This is a genomic window from Sphaerotilus microaerophilus (assembly GCF_023734135.1).
Taxonomy (GTDB): domain Bacteria; phylum Pseudomonadota; class Gammaproteobacteria; order Burkholderiales; family Burkholderiaceae_C; genus Sphaerotilus; species Sphaerotilus microaerophilus.
In genome coordinates this window covers 2796942-2819150 of record NZ_AP025730.1, presented here as the reverse complement: position 1 = coordinate 2819150, position 22209 = coordinate 2796942, and the positions used below count along the sequence as shown (strand labels likewise).

Here is a 22209-nt window from a genome sequence, read left to right as displayed (position 1 = left end):
GGTAATTCGGGGGAAGGCCGGGAGCGGCGCTGTCGCCGCCCGGCGGGGTCAGAACCAGTCGTCCTGCATCGTGCGGCAGGTGTCGTCGCGCGAGGCGACCACCGCCAGCCAGGCGTCGATGCGCGGCAGCTCGTAATGGAAGAAGTAGCGGCAGGCGGCCAGCTTGCCGCGCGCCAGGGCCTCGGCCTCGGGGCCGCGGTGTTCGGCCAGCAGGCGCTGGGCGGCCAGGGCCACGTCCAGCCAGGTCCAGGCCAGCACGGTGTGGCCGAAGGCCTGCAGGTAGGGCACCGCGTTGGCCAGCGCCTCCTCCGGCACACCGGTGGCCCAGGCCGACTGGGTCGCTGCACCCACCTTGGACAGCGCCGACGCCAGCGCGCTGGCGTACTCGTGCAGCTCGGGCAGCGGCCCGGCCGGCACCGGCAGTGCCGCGTCGATGGTGCGCTGCATGCGCGCCGCCACGGCCTTCAGCCCGGCGCCGCCGTTCATCACCACCTTGCGGCCCAGCAGGTCCAGCGCCTGGATGCCGTGGCTACCCTCGTGAATCATGTTCAGGCGGTTGTCGCGCCAGTACTGCTCCACTGGGTAGTCGCGGGTGTAGCCGTAGCCGCCGTGGATCTGGATGGCCAGGCTGTTGGCCTCCAGGCCGAACTCGCTGGGCCAGCTCTTGGCCACCGGGGTCAGCACCTCCAGCAGCAGCCTGGCCTCGGCCGCCGCAGCCGCATCGCCGGTGTGCTGCTCGTCGACCAGCCGGGCGCAGTACAGCAGCAGCGCGAGCGCGCCCTCGCTGTAGCTCTTCTGCGCCAGCAGCATGCGGCGGACGTCGGCGTGCTGGATGATCGGCACCTGCGGGCTGGCGGGATCTTTCCCGGCCGGCCCCATCGGGCGGCCCTGCGGGCGCTCCCTGGCGTAGGCCAGCGAGGCTTCGTAGCCCGCCATGCCCAGCATCGTGGCGGCCAGGCCGATGGCGATGCGGGCCTCGTTCATCATGTGGAACATGCCGGCCAGGCCCTGGCCGGGCGCGCCCACGCGGTAGCCGATCGCACCGGCTCGACCACCGGGCGTGAACTTGCCCTCGCCGAAGTTCAGCAGCGTGTTGGGCGTGCCGCGCCAGCCGCACTTGTGATTCAGGCCGGCCAGCGCGACGTCGTTGCGCTCACCGGTGAACTGTCCCTCGGCGTCCACCAGCCGCTTGGGCACGATGAACAGCGAGATGCCGCGCGTGCCCGGCACCAGCTTGCCGTCCGGCCCCGGGATCTTGGCCAGCACGAGGTGGACGATGTTGCCGGTGAGCTCATGCTCGCCGGCGGAGATCCACATCTTGTTACCGCGCAGGCGATAGCGCGGCCCGAGCGGGTCGCCCTCGAAGTCCTCGCCGTCCGGCTCGGCCCGGGTGGCGATGTCCGACAGGCTGGAGCCCGCCTGCGGCTCGGACAGGCACATCGTGCCGGCCCACTCGCCGCTGAACTCGCGCGTGGCGAAGGCGCGCTGCTGGGCCGGCGTGCCGTGCGCCATCAGCAGGTTGGCGTTGCCGCTGGTGAGCATGCCCGCGACGATGCTCACTGAGGCCTTGCTCAGGAAGGCGTGCGCCGCCGACTCCACCGTGTAGGGCAGCTGCATGCCGCCCAGCTCGTAGTCCTGCGCCGCCGCCAGCAGGCCGGAGTCGGCCAGCGCCTTCCAGGCCTCGTGCGTGGCCTGGGGCAGGATCACCTTCTCGCCGTCCGAATCGGAAACGACACGGGGCTCCTCGGTGTCCACCAGTCGGTTGAAGGGCGCGTATTTCTCGCGGGCGATGCGTTCGCAGGTGTCGAGCACCTGGCCCCAGGTCTCTCGGCTGTGGTCAGCGAAGCGCGGCCGGGCGGTGAGTGCCTCGGCCTGCAGCCAGTCGTGCAGCAGGAAGTCGATGGTCGCGCGCATGGCCCGGCCCGCCGCGTCAGAGCACTTCGAAGATGCCGGCCGCGCCCATGCCGCCGCCGATGCACATCGTCACGCCCACGTACTTGGCGCCACGGCGACGGCCTTCGATCAGCGCGTGGCCGGTCAGGCGTTGGCCGGACACACCGTAGGGGTGGCCCAGGGCGATGGCGCCGCCGTTGACGTTCAGGCGGTCGTAGGGGATGCCCAGCTTGTCGGCGCAGTACAGCACCTGCACCGCGAAGGCCTCATTCAGTTCCCACAGGTCGATGTCCTCGACCTTCAGGCCCAGGCGGGCCAGCACCTTCGGCACCGCGTAGACGGGACCGATCCCCATCTCGTCGGGCTCGCAGCCGGCCACCGCGAAGCCGAGGAAGCGGCCCATCGGCTTGAGGCCCTGGCGCTCGGCGAAGGCCTCGTTGACCACCACGCAGGCGCCCGCGCCGTCGCTGAACTGGCTGGCATTGCCCGCACTGACCACGCCGCCCGGCATGGCGCTGCGGATGCCCTGCACCGCCTCGAAGGTGGTGCCCTCGCGCAGGCCCTCGTCGACGCTGACGGTGACCTGCTGGGTGCGCATGCCGCTCTTCATGTCGGCCACGCCACGGGTCACGGTGATCGGCGCGATCTCGTCGGCGAACTTGCCGGCCGCCTGGGCGGCGCAGGCCTTCTGCTGGCTCTCGGCGCCGTAGCGGTCCATGCGCTCCTTGGCGATGCCATAGCGCTTGGCCACCTGCTCGGCGGTCTGCAGCATGCTCCAGTAGATCTCGGGCTTGTGCTGCGCCAGCCAGCTGTCGGCCAGCATGTGCTGGTTCATCTCCGCCTGGACGCAGGAGATGCTCTCCACGCCACCGGCCACATACACCTCACCCTCGCCGGCGATGATGCGCTGCGACGCCAGTGCGATGGTCTGCAGGCCGCTGGAGCAGAAGCGGTTGACGGTCAGGCCGCTGACGCTGACGGGCAGGCCGGCGCGCAGCGCGATCTGCCGTGCGATGTTGGCGCCGGTCGCCCCTTCGGGGTTGGCGCAGCCCATGATGACGTCCTCGATGGCACCCGCCTCAATGCCGGCGCGCTCCACGGCCGCACGGACCGCATGGCCGCCCAGCGTGGCGCCATGGGTCATGTTGAAGCTGCCCTTCCAGCTCTTGGCCAGCGGGGTGCGGGCGGTGGACACGATCACTGCGTTGGTCATGTGTGTTCTCCTGTGCTCGGGTCGTGTCGGTTGATCAGCTGAACGATTTGCCTTCGGCGGCCAGCTTGGCCAGCAGCGGCGCAGGCTGCCAGAACTCGGCGTCGTCGAGCGGGTTCTTGGCGAAGCGGCGCATCGCCTGCACCACGTTGAACAGGCCCTGGGTGTCGGCGTAGCACATCGGGCCACCGCGGTGCAGCGGGAAGCCGTAGCCGGTCAGGTAGACCATGTCGATGTCGCTGGCCTTGGAGGCAATGCCTTCCTCCAGGATCTTGGCGCCCTCGTTGACGAGCGAGTAGACCAGGCGCTGCACGATCTCCTCGTCGCTGATCTTGCGCGGCGTGATGCCCAGGTCGGCGCGGTGCTTGGCAATCATGTCTTCGACCAGCTTGGACGGGATGGCGTTGCGCTGGCCCGGCTGGTAGTCGTACCAGCCCGCACCGGTCTTCTGGCCGAAGCGGCCCAGCTCGCAGAGCAGGTCGGCCGTCCGGCTGTAGCGCAGGTCCGGCTTCTCCTGGTAGCGACGCTTGCGGATGTACCAGCCGATGTCGTTGCCGGCCAGGTCACCCATACGGAAGGGGCCCATCGCGAAGCCGAACTTCTCGGCCGCGCGGTCCACCTGCGCCGGGGTGCAGCCCTCTTCCAGCAGGAAGCCAGCCTGGCGGCTGTACTGCTCGATCATGCGGTTGCCGATGAAGCCGTCGCACACGCCCGAGACCACGCAGGTCTTGCGGATCTTCTTGCCCAGCGCCATGACCGTGGCCATGACGTCCTTGGCGGTGGCGGCGCCGCGCACCACCTCCAGCAGCTTCATCACGTTGGCGGGGCTGAAGAAGTGCAGGCCCACCACGTCCTGCGGCCGCTTCGTGAAGCTGGCGATGCGGTTGACGTCCAGCGTCGAGGTGTTGGAGGCCAGGATCGCACCAGGCTTCATCACCGCGTCGAGCTGCTCGAACACCACCTTCTTGACGTCGAGGTCCTCGAACACCGCCTCGATCACCAGGTCGGCGCCGCCGATCTCGGCGTAGCTCAGCGTGGAGGTCAGCAGCGCCATGCGCTCCTCGTACTTCTCCGGCTTGAGCTTGCCCTTCTTGACCTGGGCCTCGTAATTCTTGCGGATGGTGGCGATGCCGCGGTCCAGCGCCTCCTGCTTCATCTCCAGGATGACCACCGGGATGCCGGCGTTCAGGAAGTTCATGCTGATGCCGCCACCCATCGTGCCGGCGCCGATGACGGCCACCTGGTTGATGGCGCGCTTGGGCGTGTCCTCGGGCACGTCGGCGATCTTGCTGGTGGCGCGCTCGGCGAAGAAGGCGTGGCGCAGCGCGCGGCTCTCCGGCGTGAACATCAGCGACATGAAGGTCGACAGCTCAAAGGTCATGCCGGCCTCGAACTTGGACTTCACCGCCTGCTCGACGCAGTCCACGCACTTGGCGGGCGCCGGGAAGTTCTTCGCCACCGCCTTGACGGTGTTGCGGGCGAATTGGAAGTAGCCATCCGCCTCCGGGTGGCGGGCCGGCAGGTCACGCACGCGCGGCAGCGGGCGCACATCGGCCACCTCGCGGGCAAAGGCCACGGCGCCGTCGAGCAGGTCACCCTCGACGATCTTCTGGAACAGCTTCTGGCCGGGGATCTGCGCCAGCAGCTCGCTCTTGACCGGGTCGCCGCTGACGATCATGTTCAGCGCCGGCTCCACGCCGATGACGCGCGGCAGGCGCTGCGTGCCGCCCGCCCCCGGCACCAGGCCGATCTTCACTTCCGGCAGCGCCACGGCGGCGCCCGGCGCCGCCACGCGGTAGTGGCAGCCCAGCGCCAGCTCCAGGCCGCCGCCCATGCACACGGTGTGCACGGCCGCCACGGTGGGCTTGCTGCAGGCTTCGAGCTGGGCGATCAGGCTGAGCAGGTTGGGCTCGGAAGTGGCCTTGGGCGAGCCGAACTCCTTGATGTCCGCCCCGCCCGAGAAAGCCTTGCCGGCGCCGGTGACGACGATGGCGCGAATCGCTGGGTCGTCCTCGGCCCGGTTGACGCCGGCGGCCAGCGCCGCGCGGGTGGCGTAGCCCAGGCCGTTGACCGGCGGGTTGTCGAGCGTGATGACGGCAACGTCGCCGCGCACTTCGTAGTGGGCTGTCATGCGTGTGTCCCCTCGGAGGATCAGAGATGCAGGTGGCGGGAAAACCAGAAAGCGGCAGGGCCAGCCGTCGCGGCAACTGGACCGGCAGCGACGGGTGACGCGTGGCTGTGCAGTGTAGGCAGCCACCCCCGCGATCCCTGTCCGCCACGAGACAAGGCGCCTTGGTGACTACCCGAGTCGCCGGCCCGCGCGCTGCTTGGCAGGCCGGCCCGGCACCACCCGGCGCATGGGTATCCTGCCACCGGGCGGGTTACAAAAAATCCTTATCAAACAACAGGTTATGTCGATCGGCGGTACGGCTGACCTGCATCAGGCCGCGAACCGGTCGACGGCCGTAGCCTGAGGGTCTTGCGCAGGCGGGCTGCGGGCGAAAGGACGAGACCTTGAGCGATCTGTCGGAAGCGAATCTCGGCGCGCTGAGCGCCATCGTGGACAAGTATCGGCGCCAGCCGACCTACCTCGTCCAGGTCCTGCGCGAGGTTCAGGACGCCCTCGACCACATCCCACCCGCGGCGATGGCCTACGTCGCCAGCGCGCTGGGCGTGCCGATCGGGCAGGTGGAGGCGGTCACGGCCTTCTACGCCTTCTTCCATGACCGCCCGATGGGCCGCTACCGCGTGCTCATCTCGGACAACATCACCGACCGCATGCTCGGCTCGATGGCGCTGGTGGAGCACATGCTCAACCGCCTCAAGCTGAAGCTGGGCGAGGTGTCGGCCGACGGCGTCGTATCGGTAGGCCTGACGTCGTGCACCGGCATGTGCGACCAGGGCCCGGCGATGCTGGTCAACAACCGCACCATCACCCGCCTGACGCCGCGGCGCATCGACGAGATCTGCGAGCTGATCCGCGCCCAGGTGCCGCTGGACGACTGGCCGAGCTTCTACTTCAAGGTGGACGACAACATCCGCCGCGCCGACATGCTGCTCGCAGCGCAGTGGTCGCCGGGTGAGGCGCTGCGTGCGGCCACCTCCCTCGGGCCGCAGGGCATGATCCACGAGCTGCGCCTGTCCAACCTGCGCGGGCGCGGCGGTGCCGGCTTCACCACCGCGGTGAAGTGGGAGGCCGCGCGCAACGCCCCCGGGCACGGTCCGAACGCCACCCGCTACGTGGTCTGCAACGCCGACGAGGGCGAGCCCGGCACCTTCAAGGACCGGGTGCTGCTGCAGTCCTACGCCGGCCACGTCTTCGAGGGCATGACGATCGCCGGCTACGCCATCGGCGCCAGCCGCGGCTTCCTCTACCTGCGCGGCGAGTACACCTACCTGCTCCAGGCGCTGGAGAAGCACCTGGCCGACCTGCGCAAGATGAACCTGCTGGGCCGGTCGGTGTGCGGGGTCGAGGGCTTCGACTTCGACATCGAGATCCACGTCGGTGCCGGCGCCTACGTCTGCGGCGAGGAGACCGCGCTGATCGAGAGCCTGGAAGGCAAGCCGGGCCGCCCGCGCATCCGCCCGCCCTTCCCCGTCACGCACGGCTACCTGGGCCAGCCGACGGTGGTCAACAACGTCGAGACGCTGTGCAAGGTGCTGGAGATCGCCACCCACGGCGGCGCCCGCTACGCCGGCCTGGGCACCAAGCAGTCCACCGGCACCAAGATCCTCAGCGTCAGCGGGGACGTCGATCGCCCCGGGCTGTACGAGTACCCCTTCGGCGTGCGCATCGCCCAGGTGCTGGAGGACTGCGGTGCGCGCCACCCGCAGGCGGTGCAGGTCTCCGGCGCGGCCGGCATGTGCCTGTCCGAGCGCGAGTTCGGCCGGCGCATCGCCTTCGAGGACGTGCCCACCGCCGGCTCCTTCATGGTGTTCGGCGCGCAGCGCGACCTGTTCGAGGTGGCGCGCAACTTCACGCACTTCTTCGCCCACGAGAGCTGCGGCTTCTGCACCCCCTGCCGGGTCGGCACCACGCTGGTATCCAACCTGATGGACAAGATCGCTGCTGGCCACGGCACGCAGTACGAGATGAACGAGCTGAACCGGCTGGCCGGCGTGATCAAGGGCTCGGCGCACTGCGGCCTGGGCACGGCGTCGTGCAACGCCATCGTCGACACGGTGCAGAAGTTCCGCCCCGCCTACGAGAAGCGGCTGAAGGCGGTGGACTTCGAGCCCGCCTTCGACCTGGACGCCGCCCTGGCCAAGGCCCGCGAGGTGACCGGCCGCGATGACGCCGACGCCCACCTCGCCCAAGGCATGGAGCAACACTGACCATGAACGAAATCGCCAACCGTTTCAACATCGACGGCGGCCCCGTCGACTTCGAGCCCGGGCAGACCATCCTGCAGGCCGCGCTGGCCGCGGGCGTGTTCATCCCGCACCTCTGCGCGCACCCGGAGTTCACCCCGCACGGCTCGTGCAAGCTCTGCACCGTGACGGTCAACGGCCGCAGCGGCTCGGCCTGCACCATCGCGGCGATGCCCGGCATGGACGTGCAGTCCGATACGCCGGAGCTCAACTCGCGCCGCCGCGTCCTGCTGCAGATGCTCTTCGTCGAGGGCCACCACTTCTGCCCCGGTTGCGAGAAGAGCGGCAACTGCACCCTGCAGGCCCTGGCCTACGAGATGGAGATGCTGACGCCTCACTTTGCGCACTTCTTCCCGGACCGGCCGGTGGACGCCTCGCACCCCGACGTGCTGCTGGACCTGAACCGCTGCGTGATGTGCGAGCTGTGCGTGCGCGCCAGCCGGGACTTCGACGGCAAGAACGTCTTCTCGCTGGCCGGGCGCGGCATGGCGTCCAAGATCGTCGTCAACTCCCCCACCGGCCTGCTGGGCGACAGCGACCTGGCCGTCACCGACCGCGCCGCCACCATCTGCCCGGTCGGCGCCATCCTGCCCAAGCGGGTGGGCTACAAGGTGCCCATCGGCGAGCGGCTGTACGACCCGATCCCGATCAGCGCGCAGGTGGGACGGCTCTCCGGAGCCACCGCGGAGTCAGGTTGCTGCGGCTGCGGCAGCGGCGCCTCCGGCGGCGGTTGCGGTGCGACCGCCAGCGCCACCGTGGCGCAGAAGGAGGCCTGAACCATGAGTGCCGTCATGCCCCCCCCTCTGGCTGCCAAGCCAAAACTGAAGATCGCCACCACCTCGCTGTCGGGCTGCTTCGGCTGCCACACCTCGCTGTGCGACATCGACGAGCGCATCCTCGAACTGGCCGAGGTGGCCGAGTTCGACCGCTCGCCGCTCACCGACATCAAGCACTGCTCCGCCCACGTGGACATCGGCCTGATCGAGGGCAGCGTCTGCAACGCCGAGAACGTGCACGTGCTGCGCGAGTTCCGCGCCAGCTGCAAGATCCTCGTGGCGCTGGGCGCCTGCGCCGTCAACGGCGGCCTGCCCGCCAGCCGCAACGCGCTGGATGTGGCCGACTGCCTGCAGCGCGTCTACTGCGAGCGCGGCGTCGGCCGTCACCAGGTGCCCAACGACCCCGAGCTGCCACTGCTGCTCGACAAAGTGCGCCCGATCAACGAGGTGGTGCGCATCGACTACTTCATCCCCGGCTGCCCGCCCTCCGGCGACGCGATCTGGAAATTCCTCACTGACCTGATCGCCGGGCGCATGCCGCGCCTGGAACACGGTCTGCTGCGTTTCGACTGACCCCGGGGAGACTCCACCATGTTTGAACTGGAAACCGCCGCCAACCCGCAGAAGCTGCGCCGCGTGGCGATCGACCCCGTCAGCCGCGTCGAAGGCCACGGCAAGGTCACCCTGCTGCTCGACGAGGACCGCAAGGTGCACCAGGTGCGCCTGCACATCGTCGAGTTCCGCGGCTTCGAGGTCTTCATCGAAGGCCGGCCGTTCTGGGAAGTGCCCGTCACGGTGCAGCGCCTGTGCGGCATCTGCCCGGTGTCGCACCACATCGCCGCCGTCAAGGCGATGGACATCATCGCCGGTGCGAAGCAGATCCCGCCCACCGCGGAGAAGCTGCGCCGCCTGATGCACTACGGGCAGATCCTGCAGAGCCACGCGCTGCACTTCTTCCACCTCTGCTCGCCGGACCTGCTGCTGGGCTTCGACAGCGACTTCACCCGCCGCCACATCCTCACCGTGGCCGAGCAGCACCCTGAGATCGCCAAGCAGGGCATCCTGCTGCGCAAGTTCGGCCAGGAGGTGATCCGCCACACCAGCGGCAAGCGCATCCACGGCACCGGCGCCATCCCCGGCGGCATGAACAAGGCGCTGACGGTGGCCGAGCGTGACGAGCTGCGCCGCGACGTCGACCAGATGATCGCCTGGTCCAAGGGCGCGGTGGATCTGGTCAAGCAGATGCACCTGACCAAGCCGGCGTTCTACAACCGCTTCGGCGAGTTCGACTCCAACCTGATGGGTCTGGTGGACGAGCGCGGTGCGCTGGACTTCTACCACGGCGGCCTGCGCGCCACTGATGCGGACCGCCGCATCCTCTTCGACCACCTCGACTACGCCCGCTACGAGGAAGTGATCGACGAGCAGGCCAAGCCCTGGTCGTACATGAAGTTCCCGCACCTGCGCTCGCTGGGCGAGGAAAAGGGCTGGTACCGCGTCGGCCCGCTGGCCCGCGTGGCGGCGGCCGACTTCCTCTCCACCGAGCTGGCCAACCAGGAGCGCACGGAGATGATGGCCGTGGGCAACGGCCGCCCGCCGCACGGCACCCTGCTTTACCACTGGGCCCGGCTGATCGAGGTGCTGCACAGCGCCGAGCTGATCCGCGACCTGCTGGACGACCCGGAGATCCTCGGCACCGACCTGATGGCCGACTTCGGCCCGCGCCAGGAAGGGATGCGCGAAGGGGTGGGCGTGATCGAGGCGCCACGCGGCACGCTGTTCCACCACTACCGTGTCGGCGAGGACGACCTGGTCAAGTTCTGCAACCTGATCGTCTCCACCACCAACAACAACCAGGCGATGAACGAGGCGATCCGCCACGTGGCGCGCACCTTCATCGACGGCAACGAGGTCACCGAGGGCCTGCTCAACCACATCGAAGTGGCCATCCGCGCCTACGACCCCTGCCTGAGCTGCGCCACCCACGCGCTGGGCAAGATGCCGCTGGAGGTGGACCTGGTGGCCCCGGACGGCCAGCTGCTCAGCCGCCGCCAACGCAACATGACAGGCACCGCGGGTTGAGCGGAGCCGAAACCCACGCCCCAAAGGTCGCCGCGAAAGTGGTGGTCTTCGGCTGGGGCAACACCAGCCGCGGCGACGACGCCATCGGCCCGCTGCTGCTGGCCGACCTGGAGGCCGCGCATCTGCCTGGCGTCGAGACGATCGAGGACTTCCAGCTCCAGATCGAACACGCCCTGGACATGGTCGGTGCGGATCTGGTTCTCTTTCTCGACGCCGGCACCCAAACCGCCGCACCCTACGTCTTCTACGAAGCGCAACCGGCCGGCGTCTTCACTGCCTCCACCCACGCCCTGCTGCCCGAGGCAGTACTGTCGGTCTACCGCCAGATCCACGGCCAGGAGCCACCACCGGCCTTCGTTCTCTGCGTACGCGGCGAGCAGTTCGGGCTGGGCGAGCCGATGAGCGCGGTGGCCTGCGAGCGGCTGGAGGTGGCGAAGGGGCTGGTGAGGGAGTTGTGTAGCAAGGCGGATGCAGGGAAGTGGCGGCAGAAGTTGCAGAGAGATGGTGCCCGTCCACTTGAGGGCAACGTCCGTCACTCGTACGGCGGTGAGATGGGGAACGCATCCAACCCCGATGGCCGGGACTGACGAGCCCACCCAGGAACGCCCGCAGCGCATCCACGCACAGCTCCGGCGCATGACAGCGACCGGACTTCTGTTTACCAAAGACAACTGGCAGATCAAGAGGGTCCATCACCCAAGGATCCCGACATGATTCTTGCCCTCAAGTCCTCTCGACTGGAGACGCCCAGCTTCGCGTACACCGAGTCCGCATAGGCCTTGACCGTACTGGGCTTCAATCCCATTCGATCGGCGACGAGCGCCGTCGTCATTCCCTGCGAAAGCCAGAAGCACACATCACTTTCCCGTGACGACAGCGGCAGCGTCCGCAATCCCCGCAGGAGGCACAGCGAGTCCCATTCGCGCTGCTCGACGGTTGCCAGAATGACGTGCTCTGCCCCCTCCAACGCCTGCTGCAGACCGTGTGCACGAAACCGGACCTCTCCCCCTGAGTAGCCAAAGCGGACTTCCGGAGGCGATGCAGGCCTTCCGTCCGCGATCCGCTCCAATCGCGTCGCCAGATCCGCCAACCCGTTGTCGATCTCCACCTGACGGTTGTTCCAGGAATACTCGAGACGCAGGTTGCCGAGCATTCGCTTGCTGTTCTCGCAAGCATGCGAAACCCGGCCGGACCGATCCAGCAAGACAAATCCAGTTCTAGTGACCGCCACGCGCAGCAGCCCTTGGCTCAGTGAGGCCTGCAATACACGCGGAACAAAAGGCAGCAGCCAACCGAGTTCTCTCGCTTCTTGCCCAGAGAAGGCAGGCTCCTTGCTGCCGCGATACAACTGCATCAACCCACGCAGGCGCCCATCGAGTTGCACCACGCCCGCCATCGAGTGGTGCTGCCCCAACGGTCGCCACGCCTCGTGGTAGAGCCCCCGCCCATAGAAACCGGGCGACGCCCGTTCCTCGAAGCCAAAATACGCACCGGTTTGACACAAAGCAAAGAAACGCGTGATGTTGTCGATATCCGGCTGCATCGCCCCACCGAACTCGGAACGGAAGGTCTCCATCACCGAGTCGGGACAGTCCTCAACGGTCAGGTATTCACAACGCTGGTCCTGATCCACCACCAGAAAAGCATTCGGACCGGATGGAACCACATCCCGTACCGCCGCCAGAAGATCGGGAATACAGCCAAGCCCTCCTGGGCCAAGGGTGCAGATCTGGCGAAAGCGGGCCTTGGCACGGGTCGATGAATTCATTTGTTACCCCTGACTCACTTTGTAACATCTGTGGTTCACGAGCATTGGATGCCCCGTTGACCAAGACATCCAGTTCTTCTTTTACCTCCGACCGGAGGTATTTCCAAGAATCCCCTGCACCTAGCATTGCCTTGTCGGCTCGGCATGACCCCACGAAAGGCCTCACGGCACAGACCGAGCGCCTGCCAGCATCATCCTAGGAAGACACGGGAAGTGAGCGTCATCATGCAACGAAAGTATTGGCCCTCGTCCGACCACCGCTTGGACACGACGCAATCGCGCTTCATGTCTGCGGCAATAAAGCAGACGACCTTCCAGAACATCGCGAAGATGCCGATTGTTTTGGAGTTCTACACCTGTCCTGTCCAAACACCAAGTTCGGACGAGGTGCTGGCAGAAATCGGTCCCGAGGGAATTTACCCACACTCCCTCACCAGCGAAGACAAGGCTCTCATCGCCAGTCACTCTCCGGACTTCTTCACGTTCTACAACCAACAGAGCACCTACTGGAACTTCCGTCGCCTGCTCCACCGGACATCACCGCACCAACTGATCGGGCGATACCTGACCGGCTCGAACTGCCGCAACACGGCTACGGTTCTCTATCCACGCGACACGATCGACTGTCACGACATCGCACCATTGGGGCAGGGTGGGCTTCATTCACCTCCCGGAAAGGACGACCTGCTCGACGCGGACTGTAAATGTGGACGATGGTACGTCAACCCGACAGACTCACGGGACATCACTCGATATCAGGATCAGCTGTTGGTCGAGGCTGCAACGGGGCACACCGACTTTGTGTTCTTCGACAACATGCACCGCCTATCGCTGCCAGAACCCGGTTCAGCCCTCGACGTGGGGTTCTGCCAAGCCTTCATTGCCCACATGACGGCGATCTCGACACGATTGCAGGAAGTGAGCATCGGGTCCGTCTTCAACCTCGGCACGATCCCATACTGGAGTAACTACTCCAACGACCCCGCGCAATTACATGGTTTGCGCGAAAGCTTTCTCGAAAGTATGACCCGCCACAGCGGCATTTATCTCGAAGCCCCTTTCCGCTACAGAGACGAGGAAAGTGGGCCTGGGAACCTGAGCAAAGATGAATTCGACACACTCCGCAGCATCCTCGACGTCGACGCTTTGGTGGTCATTGCACCCTATCCGCACAACTACGATAGCCTGTCCGGTGCCCTGTGGGCAGCAGCGCTGGCAATGGTCCTGCGAAACCAGGGCGACGCACTCTTCGTCGCAACCTCCGACGACTTGGAGGATGCAGCCAAGCCGTGGCACGACTGGCCAAGTCGGTACGGCAGACCACTCGGCGCACCAACCTTTGAGTATGCCGCCGATGGCCGATCCTGGCAGGCCACGCGCCACTTCCACAGCGGACGGGTCATTCGAGTAATGCATATGCACCTCCCGTGGAACTTTGCCAGCTCAACGTCTGCAGAGCTCCCGCTGCCGTTCTCACTCGAACCCAACGTCACCTACACGACCCTGGCTGGCTGTGGCCCCATCAGAGGATCTTGGGACGGTACGCACTACTCGACAGTGAATCCGAAGTTCGGAGAGAAGAAGGACAACGATAGATACTCGGATTGTTTCATATTGGCGGCCGACCTCTCGAATGGCGTGTACAGCCATCTTGTCGCGGTCGACATTACGTTTGGCACGTGACGGCGTTACGTAGTTTCCGCAATCCGCAGCCTTCAGCATCTTTACGATAAGTTAGCCTTATCATCCATTGGAGAAACCCATGAATCGATTTGATCAAATCCGTAAAATCATGACTCAAAAGAAGTTACACGGCGAAATTACGAAGTCGCAGTTGATTGATGTTCTGCGACTTCTTCCATCGCGACCTATTAATCCGGTAACTCTACAGGGCGCATCAAGCCGCGTAGCGGATCTTCGGATGTCTGAAGTATGAACGAATGTGAACTGGTTTGGCCGCAAGGTCGGTCATGATGCTCTTTACATTGCTTTCCAGCGTTTCTTTGTTTCTTGCCTGAGGTTTCTCTGCAATCCGGTTCTTCAGGTCGCCGTTCAAATACTCGTCCGGATTGAGTTCGGGTGAATACGATGGCAGGAAGAACAACTCGATCTTGTCCTTGTTGTCCTCGACCCATTCCTTGACATCCTTGGCGTGATGCACCTTCAAGTTGTCCAAAATGAGGAAGATTTTCTTGGTACTGCAGCGCGTCAAGCGCCCAAGGAATTCGGTGCATTTGGCTGCATCGAAGGTTTCGCGGTAGAGCATGAAATGCAACTCGCCACGGTTGGAGAATGCGCTGATCATGTTGATGCCAAAGCGCTTGGCGGTCAGCGCCACCGCTGGGGTCTTGCCCACCGGCGCGTAGCTGCGCCCTTGCTGGCTGCGCGAGTTCACGCCAGTCTCGTCGCCCCAGAAGATCTCCGCCTCTTCCTTCGTGGCGCGCTGCTGTATTTCCGGGTAGCTCACCTCCAGCCACTTCTGCACCTCCGCGGGGCGTTGTTCGTAGGCGCGTTTGAGCGGGCGCTGCGGCGTGTAGCCCCAGCGGCTGAGGTACAGGCCAACGGTGCGAATGGGCATGGTCACGCCGGTGACGTCCTGAATCAGGTCGCGCACTGCCTTGCGCGTCCACAGGGCGTAGGGCATCTTCAACTGATCGGGCATTCGATCGGTGATGTACGAGCGAATCTGCGATTCCTGCTCTTGAGTCAATTGCCGGTGCTCGCCCACCGCATAACCCCGTGGCTTGCCGTCGATGGCCGCATCCGTCCCGTCCATCTCGGCTCGCGCCAACCATTTCTGCACCGTTCGAGAGTGAACTCCAACGGCATGCCCTATCTCGACGAAAGTGTATCCCTGCGTCCGCATGTTGAGTGCAACGGTGCGCTTTTCACGCTGGGCGTCGGGTGAAATACTGCGTGCGTCTTGGGGTTTCATGATAAATATAATAACACGCTCTATAGAGTTGCCGAACTAATAGCTTGGGGGCGCCTACCTATGCTGATGACAGTCGTGACCCTTGGGTGGAATATATAACACTGACCGACGAGCAACGTACTGCGTTGAGAGTCGTCGCTAGAACTGACTCCAACCGTCCGTTACGCAGCGCACGACGGATGATTGAATCAGATTCCGCGTATGCCGAAAACGGTCGAGACCAACCTGCTCCCCCGCTACGAGTTCACGTTCAAGCTATTGCCTGCCGCAATGATAATGGCCTCCTCTCAAGCGGGCACACAGGGCAGGCTTATCCGGAACTGGGAGAAGCGATTTCCAGAGTCATCTTTCATACGAACGAGATCTTTGAAGGAACAGGCATTAAACTATTTTTTAATGCCACTGCCGATCTTGAAATTCGCAACGACACACAATTGAATCAAGATTTCATTATTCCACCTTCGGAACAATGGAAACTAACACAGAACCCTCCTCTCACCGAAGCCGAAATTGATGAAATTTGTAATGCAAATTCTACGATAGCCCATCGGAATGAAGTGGCCAACAATTATGTTGGAAAGATGGTTCTATTGTTTGCAGAAGGAACCAGCAGATTTTTTGATGAGAATAAACAGCACTGGATAATATCCAACCCTTCTGGAGGAGGATTCTCCTGGGAGGATTTAAGTTTTGTGAAATTATCCGCCTATGTCGGTACCACAAATGCCGCCACCGAAGACTATGCGACATTTCTGTCGCACGAAGTGGGTCACTACTTGCATCTGTGGCATCCCTTTTACAAGATATCACTTACTAGCTCAGAGAATGGGAATCAAAGTCTCACGGATCAACAGAAGGTCGAACTCCTAACCCAGCGAGTAAAAGAAGTCCTCAATAACGAACTTGCAAACGGTATCCCATTAGAAAATGTCTTAAATATTCTTAACGCTGACACAGCAGTTGTTCATGATACGCCACCGGATGACAGCGGCGAACTACTGCATTACCTCAATCGGGTTGCCAATGGTGGAGACGGATGTGGACTCATAGGTGAAGTCAATTTGACACTGAAGAATGGAGCAATTGTAAGCTATAGCCCGGACCGAAGTTTGGTGATGAGCTACTTTAAAGGTTGCTTATTAACCCGGCAATTAAATATAAGACCAGTTCATGGCGACGCTCGCATATGAAACCGTCTTGCTCCTGAAGTAGCGTTTGATCTTTCCGGGTAGTTCAGCGAGTGTCTTCATGAAATCCGCAGCAATACGTTTGAGCTCATCGGAATCCTTGGCCGCCGGGCGCATGCGCAACTCGGTCTTCAAGTCGCGGTTGAGGATCTCGTCGGGATTGGCTTCGGGCGAGTACGGCGGCAAGTAATGAACCTCGATTTGCCTCTCCTTGCCTTCGAGCCATTGCGTGACGGCCTTGGCCCGGTGAACCCGAAGGTTGTCCACGATCAGGAAGACCTTCTTGCCGGCACTGTCGGCCACGAGCGCAGCGAGGAACTCGATGAATCGATCCTGGTTGATCGCGCCGTCGTGGAAGGCGAACTTCAGCAGTCCCTGGTTGGTCAGCGCCGAGATCATGGTGATGCTGGTCCAGCGCGCGGCATGCCGCAGCACCGGGGTCTGCCCGGCCGGGGCGTAGCCGCGCACCCAGGCGGTGTCCTGGCGGATGGCCGTCTCATCGCCCCAGTAGATCTCGCCTGCTTCAGCCTTGGCCCGACGCACCAGCGCGGGGTAGTCCACCTGCATCCATTGCTGCACCAGCTCGCTGCGCTGCTCGACGGCCCGTTTGGCGGGCCTCTGAGGCGTGAAACCCCAACGCCGCAGATACTCGCCCACGGTGCGAATGGGCATGTCGATGCCCAACTTGAGCTTGATGGCCTCCTGCACCGCCTTGCGCGTCCACAACGCGAACGGCAACGACATCTGATCTGGATTGCCCCCGACGATCTGATCGCGCAGGGCCATCTCATCGAGCAGGCTGATCGTGCGCTTTTCACCCACACGGCGCCCGCGCCGCGCCGAACTCACATTCGTTGGCGCCTTTTCACCGCCCACATTGAAACGCCGTGCCCAACTCATGAGCGTGCTTTGGTGGACTCCAACGATCTGGGCAATCTCGGACCATACCCGCCCGTCCTGACGCAGTCGGTGCGCCTGCCGGCGCAGCAACTCCAGGGATTCTTCTGAAAGTGAACGGGCGTCAGTAGGCTTATTCATGCAAACATTATACTAACATTTGTATTTAATTGCCAGGTTAATAAACTTTAATCAGCACTTCTCTTCGGACCAAGCGCGACGGATGCGCAATGCTCTTCGCGAAGGCAATCGCCAGCACACTGTTATGGCGAACACATCCGAACGCTTTAATGCCATTTGGCACAAAAGTACCAATAATAGGACTTACGCAAACGTTTAAATCAAACTAGATTATTTAATATATCGGCGCCGATTTCGTGGTATTTGTGATAATATATTCACCATGAAACCCACGAGCCGAGACTACTGCCAATTTCTGATATCCACACAAATCAACTACACGCAGACCTATTTTGCGGATCACCATCAGAGGTTTTCTCATGACGCCATAAATCGCTACTTGCAGGCTGCCAATATCAGCCCGGCCGATGTCTGGAATCTGGCCCGACGAAACATCGAATTTGACGACGATGCCTGCCTGGTTTTCGATGACAGCGTTCTGGACAAGAACCACTCGCACAAAATCGAGCTGGTGCGCAAACAGTACAGCGGCAACGCCCACGGCCTGATCAAGGGCATTGGGGTGGTCAACTGCCTGTACGTGAACATCAAGACCGGCCACTACTGGATCATCGACTGGCGCATCTATGCGCCTGACGAAGACGGCAAGTCCAAGCTGGATCATGTCCAGGAGATGTTCGACAATGCCATGGCGCACAAGAAGCTGCCCTTTCGCACCGTGCTGATGGACTCCTGGTACGCCACCATGGATCTGATGAAGCACATCCACCGGGCGGGCAAGCACTTCTACTGCCCGCTCAAGAGCAATCGCAAGGTTGACGACAGCCAAGGCCAGCAGCCCTACAAGGCGGTCAGTACGCTGCAGTGGAGTGCCCAAGAACATGTGCATGGCAAACACGTCAAACTGTTCAAGTTTCCCAGTGACATCAAGCTGAAACTGTTCCGGGTTGTGGTTGATACCAATCGCACGGACTGGGTTGTGACAAACGACCTATCTCAAGATTCGACGGACGATACGCATGAGATGTGTGCCGTGCGCTGGAAGATTGAGCAGTACCACAGGGAGATCAAGCAGGTTCTTGGCATCGAAAAATGTCAGTGCAGAATGGCCCGGTCACAGAAGAATCACATCGCCTGCGCGATATTGGCCTGGGTCCACCTCTGCGAGACGGCCAAAGCGCTGAAGACAAACATCTACAGCCTGAAGAAGGGAATCCTCTCGGAATTCCTCAAGAAGGAACTTCGGTCACCAACCATTCGCATGGCACCCATCTGACATATTGAGTCGAAATGGCGAATCATTGCGCTAGCTGAAGTGACCCTGCGTAAGTCCTAAATAAGAGACCTGCCGTATGGGGCTTAGCCAGAGAGGACTTTGATCGGCAGCAACAGAAACTACTGTCACAAGGTTATCTTCTTGACGAGCTGAATACTTTTGTTTTGCCAAATGGTAGTGAACAGTTCAATGCAATTTGGTGTAAGAACGATGAGGAAAGGTCTGCCGTATGGGGCTGGGCTCGGGATGATTTCGATAAGCGTCAAAATGAACTACAGACTCAAGGTTTCCGTCTAAAGAAGCTGAATGCTTTTGTTCTACCAAATGGCCGCGAACATTTCAATGCAATTTGGTGCAAAAACAACGAAGAAAGACCCGCGGTATGGGGCTGGGCTCGGAATGATTTTGATAAACACCAGGAAGAACTACAGGCTCAAGGTTTTCGTCTTGAAGAACTGAATGCTTTTGTTCTACCAAATGGCCGCGAACATTTCAATGCAATTTGGTGTAAGAGCAATGAGGAAAAACCTGCGGTATGGGGCTGGGCTCGGGATGATTTTGATAAACACCAGGAAGAACTACAGGCTCAAGGTTTTCGTCTTGAAGAACTGAATACTTTTGTTCTACCAAATGGTCGAGAACATTTCAACGCAATTTGGTGTAAGAACAATGAGGAAAGACCTACGGTATGGGGCTGGACTCGGGCTGACTTTGACAAACAGCAAGCAGAACTTCAGACCCAGGGTTATTCATTGCTTCGTATCAGTGCTTATGTACCTTAATGAGTCTTCACACCTACCCCCCAACCCCCAGGACGAAGCGGCCTGCCCTCACACCTCCAGCCACTCCTTGCGGATGTAGCTGTTGGCCCGTAGTTCAGCGGGGGTGCCCTCGAAAACGATGCGCCCGTGGCCCATGACGAGGCAGCGGTCGGCGACTTCGAGGGCGATGGTCAGCTTCTGCTCCACCAGCAGCACGGCCAGGCCGCGGCGTTTGAGTTCGCGCAGGTACTCACCCACCAGTTCGACGATCTTGGGGGCGAGGCCCTCGGTGGGCTCGTCGATCATGATCAGCTCAGGGTCGCCCATCAGCGTGCGGCAGAGCGTGAGCATCTGCTGCTCGCCGCCGGAGAGCACGCCGGCCTCGGTGTGCTGGCGCTCCTTCAGGCGCGGGAACATCGCGTATATGTCGTCGAAGCTCCAGCGCGGCTGGTCCTTGCCGCTGCCCCTCCTGCTCTTCTTCTCGCCCAGCATCAGGTTCTGGTGCACCGTGAGCTTGGGGAAGATGTCGCGGTTCTCGGGCACGTAGCCGATGCCGCGGTGGGCGATCTCGAAGGCCTTGCGGTCGAGGATCTCCTCGTCCTTCCAGCGGATGCTGCCCTTGCCGTCCACCAGGCCCATGATGGCCTTGACGGTGGTGGAGCGCCCGGAGCCGTTGCGGCCCAGCAGGGCGACGATCTCGCCGGGCGGGACCTCGAAGCTCACGCCGTGCAGCACGTGGCTCTTGCCGTAGAAGGCGTGCAGTTGGTCGAGTTTGAGCATGGTGCCTGTGGCCTCCTTCAGTGACCGGCCTGGGCCGCCTGCTGATCGGCGAGCACCGAGCCGAGGTAGGCCTCCTGCACGCGCGGGTTGGCGCGCACCGCCTCGGGGGTGTCGAAGGCGATGACCTCGCCGTAGACCAGCACCGCGATGCGGTCGGCCAGCCCGAAGACCACGCCCATGTCGTGCTCCACCGTGAGCAAGGTGCGGCCCTCGGTCACCTGGCGGATGAGCTGGATGAAGCGCTTGGTCTCGCTCTTGCTCATGCCGGCGGTGGGCTCGTCGAGCAGGATGACGGACGAACCGCCGGCGATGGTGATGCCGATCTCCAGCGCACGCTGCTCGGCGTAGGTGAGGTTGACGGCCAGGTGGTCGCGGCGCTTGTCGAGCCCTACCGCCTCGACGATTTCCTCGGCACGGTCATTGGCGTCGTGCAGGTCGGCCAGGAACTTCCAGAACGCGTAGCGGTGGCCCTGCGACCAGAGCACCGCGCAACGGATGTTCTCGAACACCGACAGGCGCGAGAACAGGTTGCTGACCTGGAAGCTGCGCGCCAACCCGCGGCGGTTGATCTCGTAGGGCTGCAGGCCGTCGATGCGTGCGCCGCCCAGGCGGATCTCGCCACTGCTGATGCCAAAGCGCCCGCTGATGAGGTTGAACAGGGTGCTCTTGCCGGCGCCGTTGGGGCCGATGATGGCCACGCGCTCGCCGGGCTTCACCTTGAGGTTGGCGCCGCGGATGATCTCGGTCTTGCCGAAGCTCTTGCGCACATCGACGAGTTCGAGGGCGAACTCGGACGAGGATTTCTGCTGTGCCACAGTCATGTCGAAATCGCCTCCCGGCGCTTGATTTCCTTCTCGATGTCTTCCTGGATCTCGCCCCACTGGGCCTGGAAATGCCGGCGCGTCAGCTCGAACAGCGCCGCGCCGGTCAGGGTGAGGAAGATGGCACCGGCCCAGCTGTCCACCCCGTGGGTGTTCAGCTGCGCACCCATGAACTTGAGCTGCGGGCCCAGCGCGGCGTTGAGCTGCATGTGGTAGAGCATCTCGATCATCGCGGCCACGCCCGTCAGGGCCGCCAGCCCGATGCCACCGAGCGCCAGGTAGGCCACCCAGAGGCGGCGCAGCTTGCCGAAGGCGGCCAGGCGCAGGTTCATCATCAGCAGGCTGGCCAGCCCGCCCGGCGCGTACATCACCATCAGCAGGAAGACCAGGCCCAGGTACAGCAGCCAGGCCTTGGTCAGCTCCGACAGCAGCACCAGCGCGATGACCATCAGCACGGCGCCCAGGATGGGCCCGAAGAAGAAGGTGGCGCCGCCCAGGAACACGAACAGCAGGTAGGCGCCTGAGCGCGCAGCGCCGACCACCTCGGCGGTAACGATCTCGAAGTTCACCGCCGCCAGGCCGCCGGAGATGCCGGCGAAGAAGCCGGAGATCATGAAGGCGAGGTAGCGCACCCGCCGGGTGCTGTAGCCGATGAACTCGACGCGCTCGGGGTTGTCGCGCACGGCGTTGAGGATGCGCCCCAGCGGGGTGCGCGTGAGCGCGAACATGGCCGCCGTGCAGATGAAGCAGTAGATCGCGATCAGGTAGTAGACCTGGATCTGCGGCCCGAAGCTGATGCCCAGCACCTTCTCGCCCACCACCCGGTTGGCCGAGACGCCGCCCTCGCCGCCGAAGAACTCGGGCAGCATCAGCGACATCGACCAGACCAGCTCGCTCACGCCCAGCGTGATCATCGCGAAGGTGGTGCCAGCCTTCTTGGTCGAGACGTAGCCCAGCAGCGCGGCGAACAACAGGCCGCCCAGGCCGCCCACCAGCGGCACCAGGCTGACCGGCAGGCCCAGCGAGCCGGCACCCACCTTGTTGAGCGCGTGGATGGCCAGGAAGCTGCCCAGGCCGCTGTAGACCGCATGCCCGAAGCTGAGCATGCCGCCCTGCCCCAGCAGGATGTTGTAGGCCAGGCAGACGATGATGGCGATGCCCATCTGGCTGAGCATGGTCTGGGCGAAGCTGCTGGTCCACAGCAGCGGCGCCACCAGCAGCACCAGCGCATACAGCCCCCAGATCAGGATGCGGCCGACGTTCCAGGGCTTGAAATGGAAGTTCGGCTGGTTTTCGCTGGTGTGGTGCATG

The 22209-nt window shown here is 63.2% G+C and carries 18 protein-coding genes and 1 pseudogene; 10 read left to right on the top strand and 9 right to left on the bottom strand.

Annotated elements, in window-relative coordinates:
* Positions 1-48: 48 nt before the first annotated feature.
* The 3 genes from NGK70_RS12235 to NGK70_RS12225 are packed head-to-tail and all read right to left on the bottom strand — an operon-like array spanning position 49 to position 5234.
* Positions 49-1914, bottom strand: coding sequence for an acyl-CoA dehydrogenase (locus tag NGK70_RS12235; protein ID WP_251973478.1), 1866 nt, complete (start codon positions 1912-1914; stop codon positions 49-51).
* A gap of 16 nt (positions 1915-1930) precedes the next feature.
* Complete coding sequence (locus NGK70_RS12230) at positions 1931-3106, bottom strand: acetyl-CoA C-acyltransferase (protein WP_251973477.1); 1176 nt, start codon at positions 3104-3106, stop codon at positions 1931-1933.
* 34 nt (positions 3107-3140) lie between these two features.
* Positions 3141-5234 (bottom strand): 3-hydroxyacyl-CoA dehydrogenase NAD-binding domain-containing protein, encoded by a 2094-nt coding sequence (locus NGK70_RS12225; protein ID WP_251973476.1) that lies wholly within the window; start codon positions 5232-5234, stop codon positions 3141-3143.
* A gap of 383 nt (positions 5235-5617) precedes the next feature.
* On the opposite strand from NGK70_RS12225, the gene NGK70_RS12220 reads away from it, so the two are divergent.
* The 5 genes from NGK70_RS12220 to NGK70_RS12200 are packed head-to-tail and all read left to right on the top strand — an operon-like array spanning position 5618 to position 10919.
* Positions 5618-7438, top strand: a complete 1821-nt coding sequence (locus tag NGK70_RS12220) for an NAD(P)H-dependent oxidoreductase subunit E (protein WP_251973475.1) — start codon at positions 5618-5620, stop codon at positions 7436-7438.
* 2 nt (positions 7439-7440) lie between these two features.
* Positions 7441-8250, top strand: coding sequence for a 2Fe-2S iron-sulfur cluster-binding protein (locus NGK70_RS12215; RefSeq protein WP_251973474.1), 810 nt, complete (start codon positions 7441-7443; stop codon positions 8248-8250).
* Positions 8251-8265: 15 nt separating this feature from the next.
* Complete coding sequence (locus tag NGK70_RS12210) at positions 8266-8823, top strand: NADH-quinone oxidoreductase subunit B family protein (RefSeq protein ID WP_251973473.1); 558 nt, start codon at positions 8266-8268, stop codon at positions 8821-8823.
* Between the two features lie 18 nt (positions 8824-8841).
* Entirely contained in the window at positions 8842-10332 is a 1491-nt protein-coding gene (locus NGK70_RS12205) for a Ni/Fe hydrogenase subunit alpha (RefSeq protein ID WP_251973472.1), read from the top strand.
* The gene (locus NGK70_RS12200) at positions 10329-10919 is read left to right on the top strand and encodes a hydrogenase maturation protease (RefSeq protein WP_251973471.1); all 591 of its coding nucleotides are present in this window, start codon (positions 10329-10331) and stop codon (positions 10917-10919) included. The genes NGK70_RS12205 and NGK70_RS12200 overlap by 4 nt, the downstream gene beginning before the upstream one ends.
* A gap of 92 nt (positions 10920-11011) precedes the next feature.
* Here the strand turns inward: NGK70_RS12200 and NGK70_RS12195 are convergent, their stop codons facing one another.
* Positions 11012-12100 (bottom strand): helix-turn-helix transcriptional regulator, encoded by a 1089-nt coding sequence (locus tag NGK70_RS12195; RefSeq protein WP_251973470.1) that lies wholly within the window; start codon positions 12098-12100, stop codon positions 11012-11014.
* Between the two features lie 213 nt (positions 12101-12313).
* On the opposite strand from NGK70_RS12195, the gene NGK70_RS12190 reads away from it, so the two are divergent.
* Positions 12314-13783, top strand: a complete 1470-nt coding sequence (locus NGK70_RS12190) for a hypothetical protein (protein ID WP_251973469.1) — start codon at positions 12314-12316, stop codon at positions 13781-13783.
* A gap of 214 nt (positions 13784-13997) precedes the next feature.
* Here the strand turns inward: NGK70_RS12190 and NGK70_RS12185 are convergent, their stop codons facing one another.
* Complete coding sequence (locus NGK70_RS12185; protein WP_251971881.1) at positions 13998-15035, bottom strand: IS630 family transposase; 1038 nt, start codon at positions 15033-15035, stop codon at positions 13998-14000.
* Between the two features lie 179 nt (positions 15036-15214).
* Between NGK70_RS12185 and NGK70_RS12180 the strand changes: the two genes are divergently transcribed.
* Positions 15215-16225: a hypothetical protein gene (locus NGK70_RS12180; RefSeq protein WP_251973468.1), complete on the top strand. Its 1011-nt coding sequence runs from the start codon at positions 15215-15217 to the stop codon at positions 16223-16225.
* Here NGK70_RS12180 and NGK70_RS12175 read toward each other — a convergent pair.
* A complete protein-coding gene (locus tag NGK70_RS12175) occupies positions 16187-17260 on the bottom strand; it encodes an IS630 family transposase (RefSeq protein WP_251973467.1) in 1074 nt (357 codons plus the stop codon). The genes NGK70_RS12180 and NGK70_RS12175 overlap by 39 nt on opposite strands.
* Positions 17261-17522: 262 nt before the next feature.
* Here NGK70_RS12175 and NGK70_RS12170 point away from each other — a divergent pair, with 262 nt between their 5' ends.
* From NGK70_RS12170 to NGK70_RS12165, 3 genes and pseudogenes are all read left to right on the top strand, one after another.
* Entirely contained in the window at positions 17523-18536 is a 1014-nt protein-coding gene (locus NGK70_RS12170; RefSeq protein WP_251969112.1) for an IS701 family transposase, read from the top strand.
* Between the two features lie 83 nt (positions 18537-18619).
* A pseudogene (locus tag NGK70_RS26385) lies at positions 18620-18733 on the top strand (hypothetical protein); the annotation flags it as partial.
* Positions 18731-19318 carry a hypothetical protein gene (locus NGK70_RS12165; RefSeq protein ID WP_256490854.1) on the top strand — a complete coding sequence of 196 codons (588 nt, stop codon included), beginning with the start codon at positions 18731-18733 and terminating at the stop codon, positions 19316-19318. The pseudogene NGK70_RS26385 and the gene NGK70_RS12165, both read left to right, overlap by 3 nt.
* Positions 19319-19366: 48 nt before the next feature.
* Here NGK70_RS12165 and NGK70_RS12160 read toward each other — a convergent pair whose 3' ends face one another.
* From NGK70_RS12160 to NGK70_RS12150, 3 genes are read right to left on the bottom strand one after another with little or no spacing between them, the layout of a single operon-like run.
* Positions 19367-20077 (bottom strand): ABC transporter ATP-binding protein, encoded by a 711-nt coding sequence (locus NGK70_RS12160; RefSeq protein ID WP_251973465.1) that lies wholly within the window; start codon positions 20075-20077, stop codon positions 19367-19369.
* A 17-nt stretch (positions 20078-20094) separates the two neighbouring features.
* The gene (locus tag NGK70_RS12155) at positions 20095-20898 is read right to left on the bottom strand and encodes an ABC transporter ATP-binding protein (RefSeq protein ID WP_251973464.1); all 804 of its coding nucleotides are present in this window, start codon (positions 20896-20898) and stop codon (positions 20095-20097) included.
* Positions 20895-22208 carry a branched-chain amino acid ABC transporter permease gene (locus NGK70_RS12150; protein ID WP_251973463.1) on the bottom strand — a complete coding sequence of 438 codons (1314 nt, stop codon included), beginning with the start codon at positions 22206-22208 and terminating at the stop codon, positions 20895-20897. The genes NGK70_RS12155 and NGK70_RS12150 overlap by 4 nt, the downstream gene beginning before the upstream one ends.
* Between the last annotated feature and the right edge of the window lies 1 nt (position 22209).